17 protein-coding genes are annotated in these 17,951 nt (G+C 65.4%); 12 read left to right on the top strand and 5 right to left on the bottom strand.

Annotated features, from left to right (window positions below; all coding sequences use genetic code 11):
• Positions 1-60 precede the first annotated feature (60 nt).
• The 3 genes from BMX16_RS02860 to BMX16_RS02870 form a co-directional block, all read right to left on the bottom strand.
• Complete coding sequence (locus tag BMX16_RS02860; protein WP_089898515.1) at positions 61-1,326, bottom strand: flagellin; 1,266 nt, start codon at positions 1,324-1,326, stop codon at positions 61-63.
• Between the two features lie 212 nt (positions 1,327-1,538).
• Positions 1,539-1,853: a hypothetical protein gene (locus tag BMX16_RS02865; RefSeq protein WP_089898517.1), complete on the bottom strand. Its 315-nt coding sequence runs from the start codon at positions 1,851-1,853 to the stop codon at positions 1,539-1,541.
• Positions 1,854-1,872: 19 nt separating this feature from the next.
• Complete coding sequence (locus BMX16_RS02870) at positions 1,873-2,283, bottom strand: chemotaxis protein chel (RefSeq protein WP_342707798.1); 411 nt, start codon at positions 2,281-2,283, stop codon at positions 1,873-1,875.
• Positions 2,284-2,376: 93 nt separating this feature from the next.
• On the opposite strand from BMX16_RS02870, the gene fliK reads away from it, so the two are divergent.
• Positions 2,377-3,798: a flagellar hook-length control protein FliK gene (gene fliK / locus BMX16_RS17520; RefSeq protein WP_177174552.1), complete on the top strand. Its 1,422-nt coding sequence runs from the start codon at positions 2,377-2,379 to the stop codon at positions 3,796-3,798.
• Between the two features lie 16 nt (positions 3,799-3,814).
• Complete coding sequence (locus BMX16_RS02880; protein ID WP_245731238.1) at positions 3,815-4,492, top strand: flagellar hook capping FlgD N-terminal domain-containing protein; 678 nt, start codon at positions 3,815-3,817, stop codon at positions 4,490-4,492.
• 26 nt (positions 4,493-4,518) lie between these two features.
• On the opposite strand, the gene ubiB is transcribed toward BMX16_RS02880, so the two are convergent.
• Positions 4,519-6,048, bottom strand: coding sequence for a 2-polyprenylphenol 6-hydroxylase (gene ubiB / locus BMX16_RS02885; protein WP_089898527.1), 1,530 nt, complete (start codon positions 6,046-6,048; stop codon positions 4,519-4,521).
• Positions 6,049-6,801, bottom strand: coding sequence for a bifunctional demethylmenaquinone methyltransferase/2-methoxy-6-polyprenyl-1,4-benzoquinol methylase UbiE (gene ubiE, locus BMX16_RS02890; protein ID WP_089898529.1), 753 nt, complete (start codon positions 6,799-6,801; stop codon positions 6,049-6,051).
• Between the two features lie 82 nt (positions 6,802-6,883).
• Here ubiE and mutM point away from each other — a divergent pair, with 82 nt between their 5' ends.
• The 10 genes from mutM to BMX16_RS02940 all read left to right on the top strand — a co-directional run bounded on the left by mutM (position 6,884) and on the right by BMX16_RS02940 (position 17,948).
• Positions 6,884-7,735: a bifunctional DNA-formamidopyrimidine glycosylase/DNA-(apurinic or apyrimidinic site) lyase gene (mutM, locus tag BMX16_RS02895; RefSeq protein ID WP_089898531.1), complete on the top strand. Its 852-nt coding sequence runs from the start codon at positions 6,884-6,886 to the stop codon at positions 7,733-7,735.
• 70 nt (positions 7,736-7,805) lie between these two features.
• Complete coding sequence (locus tag BMX16_RS02900) at positions 7,806-8,582, top strand: enoyl-CoA hydratase (protein WP_089898711.1); 777 nt, start codon at positions 7,806-7,808, stop codon at positions 8,580-8,582.
• 146 nt (positions 8,583-8,728) lie between these two features.
• The gene (gene rpsT / locus BMX16_RS02905) at positions 8,729-9,007 is read left to right on the top strand and encodes a 30S ribosomal protein S20 (RefSeq protein ID WP_089898534.1); all 279 of its coding nucleotides are present in this window, start codon (positions 8,729-8,731) and stop codon (positions 9,005-9,007) included.
• 628 nt (positions 9,008-9,635) lie between these two features.
• A complete protein-coding gene (gene dnaA, locus BMX16_RS02910) occupies positions 9,636-11,000 on the top strand; it encodes a chromosomal replication initiator protein DnaA (protein ID WP_089898536.1) in 1,365 nt (454 codons plus the stop codon).
• Positions 11,001-11,128: 128 nt separating this feature from the next.
• The gene (gene dnaN, locus BMX16_RS02915; protein ID WP_089898538.1) at positions 11,129-12,247 is read left to right on the top strand and encodes a DNA polymerase III subunit beta; all 1,119 of its coding nucleotides are present in this window, start codon (positions 11,129-11,131) and stop codon (positions 12,245-12,247) included.
• A gap of 71 nt (positions 12,248-12,318) precedes the next feature.
• Entirely contained in the window at positions 12,319-13,425 is a 1,107-nt protein-coding gene (recF, locus tag BMX16_RS02920) for a DNA replication/repair protein RecF (RefSeq protein WP_089898541.1), read from the top strand.
• Positions 13,422-13,958: a GNAT family N-acetyltransferase gene (locus BMX16_RS02925; RefSeq protein ID WP_089898543.1), complete on the top strand. Its 537-nt coding sequence runs from the start codon at positions 13,422-13,424 to the stop codon at positions 13,956-13,958. Before recF ends, BMX16_RS02925 begins: the two co-directional genes overlap by 4 nt.
• Complete coding sequence (locus tag BMX16_RS02930; RefSeq protein WP_089898545.1) at positions 13,958-14,578, top strand: LysE family translocator; 621 nt, start codon at positions 13,958-13,960, stop codon at positions 14,576-14,578. Before BMX16_RS02925 ends, BMX16_RS02930 begins: the two co-directional genes overlap by 1 nt.
• A 79-nt stretch (positions 14,579-14,657) precedes the next feature.
• A complete protein-coding gene (gyrB, locus tag BMX16_RS02935) occupies positions 14,658-17,075 on the top strand; it encodes a DNA topoisomerase (ATP-hydrolyzing) subunit B (protein ID WP_089898547.1) in 2,418 nt (805 codons plus the stop codon).
• Between the two features lie 3 nt (positions 17,076-17,078).
• Positions 17,079-17,948 (top strand): hypothetical protein, encoded by an 870-nt coding sequence (locus BMX16_RS02940; protein ID WP_089898549.1) that lies wholly within the window; start codon positions 17,079-17,081, stop codon positions 17,946-17,948.
• The last annotated feature ends 3 nt before the right edge of the window (positions 17,949-17,951 follow it).

A 17,951-nucleotide genomic window follows, 5' to 3' on the forward strand; every position in this document is an offset into this window, starting at 1 on the left:
ATCGATCTCGTGCATCGACCGGAGGCGGTTGCCCCCCTCCGGTCTTTGCCATCACGATGATCAGCGGAAGAGCGACAGGATCGATTGCGGTGCCTGGTTCGCGATCGAGAGCGACTGGACACCGAGCTGCTGTTGCACCTGCAGGGCCTGAAGCCGCGCGGACGCCTCTTCCATGTTCGCATCCACCAGGGCGCCGATGCCGGATTTCAGGCTGTCGGACAGCGACGAGATGAAGTTGCTCTGGATCTCGATACGACCCTCGGTCGAACCGAATGACGCGGCGGCGTCGATGGCGGTCTGCGCCATGCTTTCGAAGGCAGCCAGCGCCGCTTTCGCGCCGTCGAGGGTCGAGACGTCGACCTTGCTCATCAGTTCAAGGCCACCGCCCGCCGTTCCGCCGGTGGTGTTGGTCACGGTCGGTGCGGTGATCGCGGCACCCGTGTTGTTGGTGAAGGTGACGACGGCACCGTTGCGCGACGTGGTGATCGCCACGTTGTCCTTCTTGGCCTGGAAGGACAGGCTTGCCTCCATAGCTTTCGCGATGTCGGTGACCGTGTCGCCGTCGCGCGCGACATAGCTGATGTCGGCGCTCAGACCGAACGCCGAACCTGTCAGCCGGTAGCTGTCGCCGGCCAGGACACGGTTGCCCACGCGGGCCGCTGTTGTCGAATCGCCTGCGATGGTAATCGTACCGGTGGAGCCCATGGTCGCGGTTGCGGCCGTTGCGACCATTGCACTGGCGGCGATATCGGTCCCGGTGCCCAGCACCGCCGCCTGCAGTCCCAGATCCTGCTTGGCCGCCTTGATCGTCGAGGTGGACACCGACCCATCCGCCTTACGGTCCAGCGAAGAGGTGATCGACACGTCGCCGCTGCCCTTGGCCTTGACCGTGGCGGCGGTGTTGGCACCCACGGCCTTGTTGTCCAGCAGGTTCAGACCGTTGAGCTGCGCGGCCCCGGTGATGCTGGAGATCTGGTCGCGCAACGCGCCGAGATCCGCTTGCAGCTTGTCACCGTCGAAATTCTCTTCGTTCGCCGCGATAATCTTGCCTTTGATGTCGTTGAGCAGATCGGTGATCTTCTCTGCACCGTTGCGGGCGACGGCGACGGTCGATTGGCCCAGCGACAGGCTTTCCGAAATGGCCTTGAAGCCCTTGACGTCGGATTCCATGACCTTGGAAATGGCCCAGACGGCCGAGTTGTCCTTGGCGCTGCTCACGGCCTTGCCGGTCGAGATCATCGACTGTGTGTCGGCCAGACCTTTGTTAATCGTCTTCAGTGTTTGCAGCGCGACCATGGCGCTGTTGTTGGTCAGAATGCTGGACATGGGTGGGTTCCTTTCGGGGCGGCGTTTTGCCGGCCGCTGGATGGATGGACTGCCCCCGATCGGTTGGGGGCCATGACACGCCGTTCTGACGTCCGACACCGCAACTTTGACGATGATGGCATCCCTTCTGGATGACAGAGTGATGCATCTTTCAATCTCAATGCCGGGTTAATGGCCGGTCGCCACTTCCGGACAATTCGATCGATCTGTCGTCAGGCCTTGCGTTCGAGCATGTCGTTGCGACGCAGGATCGACGTGCGGCTTCCATCGGCACCGTAGACGTCGAGGCCATCGCGGACTGCCTTCACCGCCGTCAACCGATCCCGCGCCGCTGCGATGCCGTCGCGTGCGGCGGCCAGCAATCGTGCGTTCCGCCTCAGTGCCTGATCGATTCGCGCAATCGTCGCGGCGTCGTGTGTCGCGGAAAGCAGCGAGGGGAGGAGGTCCAGCTTGCGTTGTGCAAGATCGGGCAACGCGTCCAGGCGCCCGGACAACAGCGCGATTCGTTCGTCCTGCAGGACGGACAAGAGAGCCGCGGCCGGGGGCCTACGCATCCGCCCGAGCCTTCATGGCGTTGAAAAGCGTTTCGGCGAGCCCGATCCCCCCCGCGTCGACCATGTCCCCGGCCTGCGCTTCGCGGAGGAACGATGCGAAGCCATCGGTCATGTCGCCCCCGTCGAAACCGCCACGCGCCGTGTCGAATCCGGCGTATTTCAGCATTTCGGACAGGAAGGTGGCTTCCATCTGCCGGGCGGCGTCGCGCAGGCGCACGTCGTCGCCTTGCATCCGTGGGGAATGGTGCGGCGCCACGGCGGCGGGCATCACGGGGATCGGTATCATCGAGGCCTCCAGGCAGATGTTTTTTCCGTCTTGACGCAGATCCGTGAAAATTTTCGTAACCTCTCTGCCCGACAAGGGTCGCAACAGACCGAAAGGGACAGCATGCAGATCGTTCATCACGGCCAGTTGGCCGCGTCCGTTCCATCGGTCGTGCCAGAACGGATGGTTCCCTCGAATCCAGCATCCCCGCCACGAGCAGCAGATGCATTCTTGGACATCCTGGCAGCGCTGACCACTGGTCCTGCCGGGCAAACGGCGGCACCCACCGCGAATCCCGCCGAAGCAACTGGGATCGAGACGGAGGTCGTTGCATCCGGGTCCGAGATGTCGAAAGCGAATGGAAACGAGGCCGAGGTGTCCGATGGCAACTGCGCCGCGTCGACCGGCTGTGACGGGCTGGTCGAAGGACAGCCGCCAGCAGAACTTGCGCAGATCGACAGCCAATTTGCGCCGGGTGGAGCGATCTCATCATGGTCTTCCATGACCATCTTGTCCGGCGGATCGTCTGGCCATACCGAGGCTGCGAGCGCTTTCGGTCGCGATGCCGACGGTACAGTCTCAGTCGCATTGACGTCGTCGGGGGTCGTTGTGCCGCCTTCACGGCCCGACGCGCAGCGACCGTCATTGCAGACCTCGCCCGCCGCCACATCGGCGACGACTGATACGACCGAAAGGGTCGATCTGCGGCCACGGGATGTACCGGACGTGGCAGTCGACATGACGCGCAAAGGCGTGGTTCCGCCTGGCGGAAATGGCGACGAGGTCGCGTCGCTGCCGCGCCGATCGGACGAATTACCAGTCGATCCGGCTACGACGGTCACCCGCGCCATGCCTGTGGCCCAGTTGCTGTCCGCAGTCGCTCGACCCTTCACTGCAAAAGGTTCCGACGCGGTCGGGATCGACAGGACGGCAGTCGGATCGACAGACACATTGCCAAATCTGGCTTCGGTGGACCAAGGTCAACAGGCTCCCCCCCCCTTTGCCGAATCCGCCCAGTCTGCGACCTCACCTGGACGCGACGTGTCCTATGCGAACGCAACGCTGCAGATGCCTCAAGAGGTGCCAAAACGTGTTGACCTGCCGACCCCGGCCGCTGCCACAGGCGATGATCTTCTGATTGGTGGCATGTCAGGTTTCCTCGCTCCGTTCGGACCCGATACGGCAGGGCCTTTGTCGACGGAAGCGGCCTTCGTGCGGCACACGATGCGACCGCAGACGCCCTTGCTCGCACAGCATCTGTCCGGTCAGCTTGCAGTCGAAATTCGTCAGCGGGTCGACGGCGTGACCGAACTGGCGCTCGATCCCGTCGAGCTGGGACGGGTGCGGATGACGGTCACGACGACGGATCAGACGCTGACACTCGTCCTGATGGCAGAGCGTCCCGAAACAGCGGATCTGATGCGCCGTCACGGTGAGCTCCTTCAACAGGAGTTTCGAAATCTGGGTTTCACGACCGTCAACCTGTCCTTCGCGGGCGGTGACAACGGCACCGGACCGCATGGTGGGACTGGCGTCGGACCGGGCGAGGTGTCGTCGGATACCGAGCCGCGCCAAGACGGTGAGATCGCGGCGGCGACAATAGCATCCCCGGCAAATCAGTCTGCCGATGGCAGCCTCGACCTTCGCCTCTGAGCAACAGGAACCCATTATGACCGTCATCACCTCACCGACCACATCCGCGACGCGAACCGCAACCATACCAGCCCCCGCCACAGGATCCGGCACGGAAATCAGCGCCGATTTCGAGACGTTCCTCAAGATGCTGACGGTGCAGATGCAAAATCAGGATCCGCTGAATCCGGTCGATTCGTCGGACTATGCCACGCAACTGGCGACGTTCTCGGGTGTCGAACAACAAGTGCAGACGAACGATCTGCTGCGCACGCTGTCCGGTCAGATGGGAACCGGCGGGCTGGCGCAGCTGGCCGGCTGGGTGGGGATGCAGGCCCGCGCGGCCGTGCCGGCCTACTTCGACGGCGCACCGGTCACGGTGGTGCCAAAGGTCGAAGGGGGGGCGGACGCAGCGGAAATCCTCGTGCGGAACGCGGCCGGGAATGAAGTCCAGCGGATCGATGTTCCGGTCGCCGGTGGCCCCATGAGTTGGGCCGGCGTGGCGTCGAATGGGACGCCGTTCCCAAAAGGTTACTACAGCTTTTCGACTGTCAGCCTGTCAGGGGAAGAAGTCATTTCTGACCGGCCCGCGGAAATCTATGCCCGTGTGATCGAGGTTCAGGTGGCAGGCGGCGTGAATACGGTCGTCCTCGCCGGCGGGCGGAACGTCCCTGTGACCCAGATCACGGCCGTCAGGGGCGGGTCCACGTCGTAGGAGACTGCCCCGTCATGCTACCCGCTTCAGAACAGGGCCGCGATGACCCAAGCACCGCCGACGACGGCACCGCCGAAGGCCATCCACGCCAGTTGATCGCGACCGTCCCGCAGGCGTTGCTGTGGCGGTGGATTGTTCAGGCGTATCAGCGCCTCTTCCGCCAGTCGCGGCAGTTGGGGACCAAAGCGGGCCAGCACGAGTGCGGTCCTTCGCAGATCGTTCAGCAGCGCCTTGGGCCCGATGCTTTTGGCGACGTAGTCGGTGACGATGGGTTGCGCGACCTGCCAGATATTCATGCGTGGGTCCATCGACCGCGCGACGCCTTCGACAACGACCATGGTGCGTTGCAGCAGGATCAGTTCGGTCCGTGTCTCCATGCCGAAGCGCTCGGTCACCTCGAACAGATAGGACAAGAGCCGCGCCATCGAGATCCGGCTCGCGTCCATCCCGAAGATCGGCTCGCCCACGGCGCGCAGCGCACGCGCGAAATCGTCCACGCTGCGGTCGGCTGGCACGTAGCCGGCCTCGAAATGCACTTCGGCCACGCGCTGATAATCGCGGCGGATGAAGCCGAACAGAATCTCGGCATAGACGCGGCGGGTGTATTCGTCGATCCGACCCATGATGCCGAAGTCGAAGGCGATGATGTCGCCGTTGGCACCGATCTTCAGGTTGCCCTGATGCATGTCGCCGTGGAAGTAGCCGTCGCGCAGAGCGTGGGACAGGAACAGCTGCAAAACGCGCGCGGCCAACGCGGACCGGTCCAGACCCGCCGCATCCAGGGCGGCGTTGTCGCCCGCGCCGATCCCCTCGACCCAGTCCAGCGTCATCACGCGGCGCCTCGACAGGTCCCAGCGGATCGACGGCACCTGAAACCCGGCATCCTTGGCCGTGTTCGCCTTGAACTCTGCCGCGGCAGCACTTTCCAGCCGCAGATCGAGTTCGCCCATCACGACGCCTTCGAAATGCGTCACGACCTCCATCGGGCGCAGGCGGCGGGACGATGGCGAGAGCGCCTCGATCACGCGGGCGGCAAAATAGAAGGCGTCGATGTCCTGCCGGAACGCCCGTTCGATGCCGGGGCGCAGGATCTTGACAGCGACCGCTTCACCGGTGTCGGCCAGATGCGCCTTGTGCACCTGCGCGAGGGAGGCGGCGGCGACCGGCTCCGAAAAGCTGGAAAAGATCTGTTCCACCGGCACGCCCAACTCGCGCAGGACCTCGGCCTTGGCCTCTGCGATGGAAAAGGGCGGCAGTTTGTCCTGCAGGACACGCAGCTGCACGGCCAACTCGTCACCGACCACGTCGGGGCGGGTGGACAGGACCTGGCCGAACTTGATGTAGGCCGGGCCAAGCGCCGTCAGCGCCCGGGGTGCGGGTGGCATCATCGGGTCGCCGGCATAGCCCAGCCACTGGAATGGCCAGACGACGGTGCGGATCACGCCGCGCAGCAGTGGCCCCACGTCGAAGGCGTCCATGACGACCGCCATGGCACCCGTCCGTTCCAGCGTCGCGCCGGTCCGGATCAGGCGGATGATGTTGTGGGGTCCGCGCACCTAGAGCTTCCAGCCCGAATGCAGCGCCGCGACACCCAGCGTGAGGTTGCGATATTTCGCATTCTCGAACCCCGCAGCCCGCACCATGCCGAGGAACGTGTCCTGGTCGGGAAACTTGCGGATCGATTCGACGAGATACTGATAGCTGTCGCGGTCGTTCGCGATCAACTGCCCCATGCGGGGAATGACGTTGAACGAATAGGCGTCATAGGCCTTTTGCATCAGCGGGTTGGGAAGCTGGCTGAACTCCAGCACCATCAGGCGGCCACCGGGACGCAGCACGCGGAACGCCTCGTTCAGCGCTTCCTGCGGGCGGGTGACGTTCCGGATGCCGAAGCTGATCGTATAGACGTCGAAGGTCGCATCCGGGAACGGCAGCGCCATCGCGTCGCCCACCACCCAGTCGAGCTGGTCGTGCATCCGTTCCGCATCGGCCCGCTTGCGACCCTCGATCAGCATGGGTTCGGTCAGATCGAGGACCGTGGCATGGCCCGCACCGGCGCGCTTCAGAAAGCGGAACGCGATGTCGCCGGTGCCGCCCGCCACGTCAAGCAGGCGTTGGCCCGCACGCGGCGCCAGCCAATCCATCATCGCGTCCTTCCACAGCCGGTGGACCCCGCCGGACATCACGTCGTTCATGATGTCGTACTTGCTGGCGACCGAGGAGAAGACGCCGCGCACCCGCCCGGCCTTGTCCTCTTCGCGGACGGTCTCGAAACCGAAGTGGGTGGTCTGGTCGTCGCGGTCGGTCATGGCTTGCGGTCCTGTCTGTGTCGCACCAGATGTAGGGTGCCAGCCCGGTCCTACAACGTCGCACCCGCCCAAGGAACACCCCATGCCAGAATTGCCGGAGGTCGAGACAGTCCGTCGCGGTCTGGCCCCCGTGTTGGAGGGTCAGGTGATCGTGCAGGCGGACGTGAACCGCCCCGACCTGCGCTGGCCGTTTCCCGACCGGATGGCAGATCGGCTGACGGGTGCGCGGATCGAACGGTTGCGGCGCAGGTCGAAGTATATCCTCGCCGACCTCGACCGGGGGGAAACGCTGCTGATCCATCTGGGCATGTCGGGGCGGATGCTGATTTCCGGCGGCATCGTCGGCGATTTCGTCCATGCCCACGCCGCCCCGGCCAAGCATGATCACGTCGTGCTGCACATGGGGCAGGGGGCACGGATCACCTTCAACGACGCGCGCCGGTTCGGGGCGATGGACCTGATGGCGACGGATTCGGCCCCCGATCACTGGCTGATGCGCGATCTGGGGCCCGAACCCTTTGCCAACGATTTCAACGAGGATTATCTGATCGGGCGTCTTGCGGGGCGCAGCATGCCGATCAAGTCCGCGCTGCTGGATCAGCGCATCGTCGCTGGCCTCGGCAACATCTATGTGTGCGAGGTGCTGCACCGCGCAGGTATCAACCCGGCCCGCAAGGCGGGACGCATTGCCGCCCGGCGTGTGGCAGGGCTGGTGCCGCTGATCCGTCAGGTGCTGGAGGAGGCGATCGCCGCCGGTGGATCGTCGCTGCGCGACTACCGGCAGGCGGATGGCGAGCTGGGCTATTTCCAGCATGGGTTCGCCGTCTATGGCCGCGAGGGGCAGCCCTGCATCACACCCGGCTGTGCAGGGACCGTGGCCCGAATCGTGCAGTCGGGTCGTTCGTCGTTCTTCTGCCCGCTCTGCCAGCGCTGACAAGAACCGCTTGATCGCAGGTGCGGTTTTGCGCATCACATGGGGTCTGACCTGTCACGAGGAGGGCCGCATGGCCTACGAGACCATCATCGTCGAGATCGCCGACGACATAGCCACCATCCGCCTGAACCGGCCCGACGCGCTGAACGCCCTCAACCAGAAGCTGCTGAACGAAGTCTGCACGGCGCTGGAGGAGGCGGATGCCTCCGACAAGGTCCGCTGCATCGTGCTGACCGGGTCCGAAAAGGCGTTCGCCGCCGGGGCCGACATCACCGAGATGGCTGACAAGACCTATGTGGACATGACCACGCAGGCCTATTTCCAGTCCCAGTCCCGCCGGATCGAGGCGATCCGCAAGCCGATCATCGCCGCCGTCTCGGGTTATGCGCTGGGCGGCGGGTGCGAGCTTGCGATGATGTGCGACTTCATCATCGCCGCCGACACCGCCAAGTTCGGCCAGCCGGAAATCAACCTCGGCGTCATTCCCGGCATGGGCGGCACCCAGCGTCTGGCCCGCTATGTGGGCAAGTCCAAGGCGATGGACATGAACCTGACCGGGCGCTTCATGGACGCCGAAGAGGCGCTGTCGTCCGGCCTCGTCAGCCGGGTCGTGCCTGCCAAGAAGCTGATGGAAGAGGCACAGGGGGCGGCACAGAAGATCGCGGCGAAATCCATGCTGGCCGCGATGGCCGTCAAGGACACCGTGAACCGCGCCTTTGAGACGCCCTTGGCCGAAGGTCTGAATTACGAACGCCGCACCTTCTATGGTCTCTTTGCGACGCAGGACCAGAAGGAAGGCATGGCCGCATTCCGCGACAAGCGCGAGGCGCAGTTCCGCGACAAGTAAGGCTTGCCTTTCGGGCGGGCGCGCGCTAACCGCCGCCCTACATGCGCGTGATGCCCGCTTAGGCAGATCAGTCCGGTCTTGAACCCGGTGGGCCCCTCAGGCGCGAATTCGTATTTCATCGACCTGACAACACAAGGGCCCGGATCATGGCAAATACCCCACAGGCTAAAAAGCGCGCCAAGCAAAGCGAAGCGCGTTTTGCCGTCAACAAGATGCGCCGTTCGCGCATCCGCACCTTCCTGCGCGGCGTCGAAGAGGCGATCGCATCCGGCGATCAGGCCGCCGCTGCTGCCGCACTGAAGGCCGCACAGCCGGAACTGATGCGCGGCGTCACCAAGGGCGTCGTCCACAAGAACACCGCGGCCCGCAAGATGTCCCGCCTGTCCAGCCGCGTGAAGGCGCTGGGCGAGACGACCACCGCCTGATCGCGGACCGGAAACGACATTCCACGCCGACATGGGGGGCGATCCGCAAGGATCCGCCCCCTTTGCATGCCGGTGAACCGGCACGCTGTTGCCGGTTTGCATGGGTTCCAAACGCACCTTTCGGGGGGCGTTTTTTTTCGCCGCACAGCCTGTGGAGAAAGTTCTGTGACGTTTCAAAGACGTCCGGGATTCTCCGCCTGCGGGATATGAGTCAAGCGCGTTGTTGTGTTGTGGCCGCCCTGATCGCGTTGCTAAATGAGCCTGCGATTCACATCGTTCCGGGGGGGGACATGGGGATTGCGGCGCAGGCAGAATGCACCATGGCCGTGGAATGGCCAAAGGCGCGCGGCCGTATCAGACGCTGCAGTCCATGCAACCAGACTGTTGACCATGACACCGTCATGGGATGACCGGTCGGACCGACCGGCAGGAGTAGCCTTGTGCTGCGCCTGCCCGGTTGGTGTGTTGCCCTGTCCCTGAACGGCACGTTCGTTCGCCCATCGTGGGCGGCGACCGTGTTCCTTGCCTGCGACCGCTGCTGCGGCGGTGCGGACAGGGGCGTTGGGCGATGTGAACGTGGCGGACCTGCCGGTCCGTCGGGCAGGCAGAAGAAACGGATCGGGATCAGATGAGCGACGACGTGTGGGGGCATGTGCTGGCGGACCTGGAAAAGGACATGAGCAAGGCGAAATTTCAAAGCTGGATTGCCTCGCTGAGCTTTACCGAGATCCAGGACCGCGTGGCGCGCTTCGACGTGCCGACGACGTTCATCGGCAACTACGTCGATCAGCATTTCAGCGATCAGATCATCTATGGGTTCAACCGCGCGGGCCGCGCCGTGGACAGGCTGCGGTTCGACGTGAACGCGATCCGGCGCGATGGACCCGTGCCGGTGCCGCCTGCTGCGACGACCGCCCGCACCGCAACCGCCGATTTCGGTGCGGACATGGACCCGCTCGGACTGCCCATCGACCCCAACCTGACCTTTGACAGCTTCGTCGTGGGCAAGCCGAACGAGTTGGCCCACGCCGCCGCCCGCCGCGTCGCCGAAGGCGGCCCGGTCACGTTCAATCCCCTGTTCTTGTATTCAGGCGTCGGCCTCGGCAAGACGCACCTGATGCACGCCATCGCCAACGAGCTGGCCCGCCGGCAGCCCGAATTGCGCGTCCTCTACATGTCGGCGGAACGGTTCATGTACCGCTTCATCACCGCCCTGCGCGAGCGCAAGATGATGGAATTCAAGCATGCCCTGCGGTCCGTCGACATCCTGATGGTCGACGACGTGCAGTTCATGGGCGGCAAGGATTCGACACAGGAAGAATTCTTTCACACGTTCAACGCGCTGGTCGACGCGCGCAAGCAGGTGATCCTGTCCGGTGACCGCGCGCCCGGAGAGATCAAGGACATGGAGGACCGGATGCGGTCCCGCCTGCAATGCGGCCTGATCGTCGATCTGCACCCCACCGACTTCGAGCTGCGTCTGGGCGTGCTGCAATCCAAGGTCGCGCGCCAGCAGGAGATCTATCCGGGGCTGACCATCGCGCCCGGCGTGCTGGAATACCTCGCGCACAAGATCACCAGCAACATCCGCGTGCTGGAAGGGGCGCTGGTCCGGCTCTTTGCCCATGCGAGCCTCGTGGGGCGCGACATCGATCTGGAGCAGGCGCAGGACTGCCTGTCGGACATCCTGCGGGCCAACGACCGCAAGGTCAGCGTCGAGGAGATCCAGCGCAAGGTCAGCGAATATTACAACATCCGCCTGTCCGACATGGTCGGGCCCAAGCGGGTGCGCAACTTTGCCCGTCCGCGGCAGATGGCGATGTATCTGTCCAAGACGCTGACCAGCCGGTCGCTGCCCGACATCGGGCGCCGGTTCGGCAAGCGGGACCACACCACGGTCATGCACGGCGTCAAGCGGATCGACGAGTTGCGCCAGACCGACAGCCAGATCGCCGACGATCTGGAAATCCTGCGCCGCGCGCTGGAGCAGTAATCCCCCGGTAAACGCACCCGGTAACTGGGCCACACCCGGCGGAAATCGCCGGGTTATGGCTTGAGCGCGGCGCGAAAAGAGGTAGCGTCGCGGTCCCGGACATCGGGTGCAACGGCGGAGCGAGACCCATGAAATTCAGCATCGAACGCGCAAGCCTGATGAAGGCCGTCGCCCAGGCCCAGTCCGTCGTCGAGCGGCGCAACACGATTCCGATCCTGGCCAACGTACTGATCGAGGCCGAGGGCGACACCGTGCAGTTCCGCGCCACCGACCTCGACATCGAGGTGGTGGACCGCGCCCCCGCCAAGGTGGACCGCGCCGGATCGACTACCATCGCCGCCGTGACCCTGAACGAGATCGTGCGCAAGCTGCCGGACGGCGCGCTCGTGACTCTGACCGAGGATGGTGCCGCTGGCCGCGTCACGATACAGGCCGGGCGTTCGACCTTCAGCCTCGCCACGTTGCCGCGCGAGGATTTCCCCGTGATGGCGACCTCAGACTATGCCACCACTTTCACCGCGGCGGCACCCGTGCTGCGGCGGCTGTTCGACAAGGCGAAATTCGCGATCTCGACCGAAGAGACGCGGTATTACCTGAACGGCGTCTACATGCACGTGGCAGAGGGCGACAGCGGTCCGGTATTGCGCTGTGTCGCCACCGACGGCCACCGTCTGGCGCGCATCGACGCGCCCCTGCCCGATGGGGCTGCCGGCATGGCCGGCGTGATCGTGCCGCGCAAGACGGTGGGCGAATTGCGCAAGTTGCTGGACGACGACGATCTGCAGGTCGAGGTCAGCGTGTCCGACACCAAGGTGCGATTCGCCACGCCCAGCATCACGCTGACGTCCAAGGTGATCGACGGCACGTTCCCCGACTACACCCGCGTCATTCCGCAGGGCAACACGCGGAGGCTGGAGGTCGACGCCGCCGCCTTCGCCCGCGCCGTGGACCGGGTGGCGACCGTCAGCAGCGAACGCAGCCGCGCGGTCAAGCTGCAACTGGACGAGGATCGCCTGGTCCTGTCGGTCAACGCCCCCGATTCCGGTGCCGCCGAAGAGGAACTGGCCGTCGCCTATTCCGACGAGCGGCTGGAGATCGGCTTCAACGCCAAGTATCTGCTGGAAATCGCCAATCAGGTCGACCGCGAGAATGCGGTCTTCATGTTCAACGGCTCTGCCGACCCAACCTTGATGCGCGAGGGCAACGACATGTCCGCCGTCTATGTCGTCATGCCGATGCGGGTCTGAGATTTCGCCTCCTGCGGAGCCGAAGCGCGCCGCGCGGGGATATTTTTGACCAGAAGAAGGGCTGACGCGCCGTGACCGGACTGACCGTTGCGCGGCTGCAGGTGTCGCACTTCCGTTCCCATCTGGGGGCGGTTGTCGTGGCCGACGGTCGGCCTGTGGCGATCCACGGGCCGAACGGGGCCGGCAAGACCAATCTGCTGGAAGCGGTGTCGCTGCTGTCGCCGGGGCGCGGATTCAGGCGGGCCGGGCCGGACGATCTGGTGCGCCGGCCAGAGGCGCTGGGCTGGCGCGTCTTTGCCGAGGTGACGGACGGCCGGGCCCTGACCGAGATCGTCACCGGGGCCGAGGCGGGGGCGGCGCGCAGCGTGCAGATCGACGGCAAGGCGGCGACGCAGACGGCGCTGGCGTCCATCCTGCGGGTGCTGTGGCTTGTGCCCGCCATGGACCGGCTATGGATCGAAGGGGCCGATGGGCGCAGGCGGTTCCTTGACCGAGCGACGCTGAGTTTCGTGCCGGACCATGCCGAGGCCACCTTGCGCTATGACAAGGCGATGCGCGAACGCAACCGGCTGTTGAAGGACGGTGTGCGCGATCCGCATTGGTATGCGGCGCTGGAGGACGCGATGGCGGTGGCGGGGGCCGTGGTGCAGGGCAACCGGCGCACGGCGGTGGCGGCGCTGACGGCGGCGCAGGCGGGGGCGGCGACGGTGTTTCCCACCGCGACGCTGACGCTGGTGGACCCTGCCGATGCCGAGGGGGCCGATGCGCTGCGCGATGCCTATGCCAGGGGCCGCGCCCGCGATCTGGCGGCGGGGCGGACCCTGTCGGGGCCGCACCGCAGCGATCTGGAGGCGATCTATGCGGACAAGGGCGTGGCCGCCCGCGATTGTTCGACGGGAGAGCAGAAGGCGTTGCTGATCAGCCTGATCCTGGCCAATGCGCGCGCGCTGGCAGCAGCGACGGGGCGCGCGCCGGTGCTTTTGCTGGACGAGGTGGCGGCGCATCTCGACACGGCGCGGCGGGCGGCGCTCTATGACGAGATCTGTGCGCTTGGGGCACAGGCCTGGATGACGGGGACCGAGCGGGCATTGTTCGACACGCTGGGCAATCGTGCGCAGTATCTGAGCGTGACCGACGCGGGCGGCACCTCGACCGTCACGGCGGAGGAGGTCCCATGATCCGCATCGACGCGATCACCGAGATGCGTCTGACCCCGGCGCAGGACCGGGCGATCGGCGCGCTGCTGGACGTGGCGTTCGTGGATGCGGGTTTCGGCGGGCGGTCGTTTCACAAGCAGCACCACCATCTGCGGATTGTGGCGCAGGACGGCGCCGGTGGCATCGTGGGCCATATCGCGCTGTTGCTGCGGGTGATCCGGGTGGGCGACCGCCTGACCCCGATCGTCGGCGTGGCCGAGGTGGCGACGCATCCCGACAACCGGGGACAGGGCATCGCCGGCGCGATGCTGACCCGCGCCATCGTGGACGCGCGGTCATCGCTGGCGGAGTTCATGGTGCTGTTCGGCCATCGCCCGATCTATGCGGGGCACGGGTTCCGGCGTGCGGCCAATCCGTTGACCTACCTGCAACTTGACGGCGCGCGCAGCGGCGGCGTGGTGCAGCGCAGGGACGACACCCTGATGATCCTGCCGCTGGGTGACGTGGTCTGGCCCGACGACGCCCCCGTCGATCTGGTGGGGCATATCTTCTGATGACCGTCTCTGCCGCGGATCTGGCACTTTATGCGGCGGCGCAGTTTGCGCTGTTCCTGACCCCCGGTCCGGTCTGGGTCGCGTTGTTGGCGCGGACCATGTCGGGCGGGTTCAGTGCCGCATGGCCCCTGGCCGTCGGCGTCGTGATCGGCGATCTGCTGTGGCCGGTTCTGGCGATCCTCGGCGTGTCGTGGGTCGTGTCCGTCTATGGCGAGGTGATGACCGTCCTGCGCTGGGTCGCCAGTGCCACATTCATCGTCATGGGCATCCTCATCATCCGCAACGCAGGACGCGCCATCGGCAGCAACAGCCGCCTGACCCGACCGGGGCGCTGGGCGGGGTTCCTTGCGGGGCTCGCGGTGATCCTCGGCAACCCCAAGGCGATCCTGTTCTACATGGGCGTCCTGCCGGGGTTCTTCGATCTGACGCGGCTGACGTGGGTCGACGTCGCTGCGATCTGCGGCATCTCGGCGGCGATCCCGCTGTCCGGGAACCTTGCGCTGGCGTGGTTTCTGGGCCGGGCGCGGGCGCTCCTGCGCTCGCCCGCCGCCGTGCGCAGGACCAACCGGATCGCGGGCGGTTTGCTGATTGCCTTAGGTTGCGCCATCCCTCTGCTCTGACACGAAATCTGGGGCGTTCCGCGTGACACTCCCTGCAAAAAAGCATATGTTCCATGGGCAAGAACAAGGACGCGCCCCCATGTCAGACGATGCCGCCGAAAACGCCGCCTATGGTGCCGATTCCATCAAGGTCCTCAAGGGGTTGGATGCCGTCCGCAAGCGGCCCGGCATGTATATCGGCGACACCGACGACGGGTCAGGTCTGCACCACATGGTCTACGAGGTCGTGGACAACGGCGTGGACGAGGCGTTGGCCGGTCATGCGGACCATGTCTACGTGCGGATCAACGCGGATTCATCGGTCTCGGTCGGTGACAACGGGCGCGGCATTCCCGTGGACATGCACAAGGAGGAAGGAGTCAGCGCCGCCGAGGTCATCATGACCCAGCTGCATGCTGGCGGCAAATTCGACCAGAATTCCTACAAGGTGTCGGGCGGCCTGCACGGCGTCGGCATTTCCGTCGTGAACGCGCTGTCGGATTTCCTCGAGTTGCGCATCTGGCGCAACGGCAAGGAACACTTCGCCCGGTTCGAGGGCGGCAATACGGTCGAATCCCTGCGCGTCGTCGGCGACGCCAATGGCCGCAAGGGGACCGAGGTGACGTTCCTTGCGTCACTGGCCACCTTCAGCAACCGCGACTTCGACTATCACATCCTCGAGAAACGCCTGCGCGAGCTGGCCTTCCTGAACTCCGGCGTGCGCATCATCCTGGAGGATCTGCGCCCGGCCGAGGCGTTGAAGACCGAGCTCTTCTACGAGGGCGGCGTCAAGGAATTCGTGAAATACCTCGACCGGTCCAAGGCGTCGATCCTGCCAGAGCCGATCTATGTGCGCGGCGAGCGTGACGACATCGGGGTCGAAGTCGCGATGTGGTGGAACGACAGCTATAATGAGATGGTGCTGCCGTTCACCAACAACATCCCGCAGCGCGACGGGGGCACCCACATGGCCGGGTTCCGCGCCGCCCTGACGCGCACGATCAACAACTATGCGCAGTCCAGCGGCATCGCGAAGAAGGAAAAGGTCAGCTTTACCGGCGACGACGCCCGCGAAGGGCTGACCTGCGTGCTGTCGGTCAAGGTGCCAGACCCGAAATTCTCCAGCCAGACCAAGGACAAGCTGGTCAGCTCCGAGGTGCGGCCCGCCGTCGAGAACCTCGTGGGCGAGAAGCTGGCCGAGTGGTTCGAGGAAAACCCACAGATCGCCAAGGTCGTCGTCGGCAAGATCGTGGAGGCCGCCCTGGCCCGCGAAGCGGCCCGCAAGGCCCGCGATCTGACACGGCGCAAGACGGCGATGGACGTGAACTTCCTTGCAGGCAAGCTGAAGGATTGTTCCGAAAAGGACCCGTCGAAGACCGAGGTGTTCCTCGTCGAAGGTGACTCCGCCGGTGGGTCCGCCCAGACGGGCCGCGACCGTGGCACGCAGGCGATCCTGCCGCTGAAGGGCAAGATCCTGAACGTGGAACGCGCGCGGTTCGACCGGATGCTGGGCAGCCAGGAGATCGGCAACCTTGTCATGGCGCTGGGCACCGGCATCGGCCGAGACGAGTTCAACATCAAGAAGCTGCGCTATCACAAGGTCATCATCATGACCGACGCCGACGTGGACGGCGCGCATATCCGCACGCTGCTGCTGACGTTCTTCTTCCGCCAGATGCCGCAACTGATCGAGGGGGGCTACCTCTACATCGCGCAACCGCCGCTGTATAAGGTCGTGCGCGGCAAGTCCGAGGTCTACCTCAAGGATCAGGCGGCGATGGACGATTACCTGATCGAACAGGGCATCGACGGCGCCATGCTGCGCCAAGGCAACGGCGAGGAAATCAGCGGTGCCGACCTGCGCCGCGTGATCGAGGATGCCCGTCAGCTGAAGCGGGTGCTGGACGCGTTCCCCACGCATTACCCGCGCCATATCCTCGAACAGGCGGCGATTGCCGGGGCCTTCGCCGCCGGGGCCGTGACCGACGACCTGCAGGGTGTCGCCGACAAGGTGGCGACGCGTCTGAACCTGATCGCGCTGGAATGGGAACGTGGCTGGCAGGGGCGCATCACGCAGGACCATGGCATCCGTCTGGCCCGTATCCTGCGCGGCGTCGAAGAGGTCCGCACACTGGACGGCGGCCTGTTGCGGTCGGGCGAGGCGCGCCGCACGGGCACGTTCACGCAGGCCCTGCAGGACGTCTACGACCTGCCAGCGACACTGGTGCGTCGCGACCGCAACCAGCTGATCCACGGCCCGCTCGACCTGCTCGCCGCGATCCTGGAGGAGGGCGAGCGTGGCCTGTCCTATCAGCGCTACAAGGGTCTGGGCGAGATGAACCCCGAACAGCTGTGGGAAACCACGCTGGACCCGGACGCCCGCACGCTGCTGCAGGTCAAGGTAGATGATCTGGCCGAGGCGGATGATTTGTTCACCAAGCTGATGGGCGACGTGGTCGAACCGCGCCGGATCTTCATTCAGGACAACGCGCTGAACGTCGAAAACCTCGACTTCTAGGCGATGGGCGACCGGCCATTCAGCCGCCGTATGGTCCGGCTGGCCGCCCTGCTGGCCGGGCCGTCGCGGGCGCACCGGCAGGACCTGTGGCCGTACTTGGCGATCGCCCGCGACAGCGGGGAGGTACGCTGGCGGGGCAAGCCGTTGCTGACGCTCGTGCCGCCGTCCGCACTGATGCCACAGCAGGCCGGTCAGCTTGCAATCGTCGGCAGCGGTCCGTCGCTGGCCGCCCAGCACCCGGAGCGTTTGCCACCCCGGACGGCGATCCTCGTGAACGGCGCTGCCAGTCTGTCAGACCAAGTGTCGCCATTGGCCGTCGCGGTCGAGGACGAGCGTTTCGTCTTTCGCCACATCGCCATGCTGGCCCGGCTGCCGTCCACCCTGCCGTGGATGCTGTCGCCGGCTGCCCTGCGGGCGGTGGCAGAGCGCGACCCGAACCTGCTGCGCAGGCGTGCCGTTGCGCTGATCGACAACCTCGCAAAGCCTGTGAACGCACCGCGACGCAGGCTGGATGACCGCGTGTTGGACGGTGTCCTGTGCAGGGACGGACAGGCGGCCCTCAGTCGCGACCCGGATCGCGGTGTGGTCATCGTGGGCACGGTCGCATTCTCGGCGCTGCAGATCGCGCTGGCCGCGCGACCCCACCACATCCTGTTGGCGGGGATCGACCTGACCAACGCGGCGACCCCGCGGTTCTACGAAACTGCTGGCGACACCGCGTCATCCGGCATCATCGCCGGGCTGGACCGCATCCTTGCGGGTTTCGCACTAGCCCGTGACGTGGCGCGTAATGCGGACATGGGGCTGCGCTGCGCATCGCCCGTCTCGGCCCTGCTCGACCTTGGCATTCCGTTCGACGACAGCCTGTCCTGACGA

The organism is Loktanella fryxellensis, from assembly GCF_900110065.1.
Lineage (GTDB): Bacteria > Pseudomonadota > Alphaproteobacteria > Rhodobacterales > Rhodobacteraceae > Loktanella > Loktanella fryxellensis.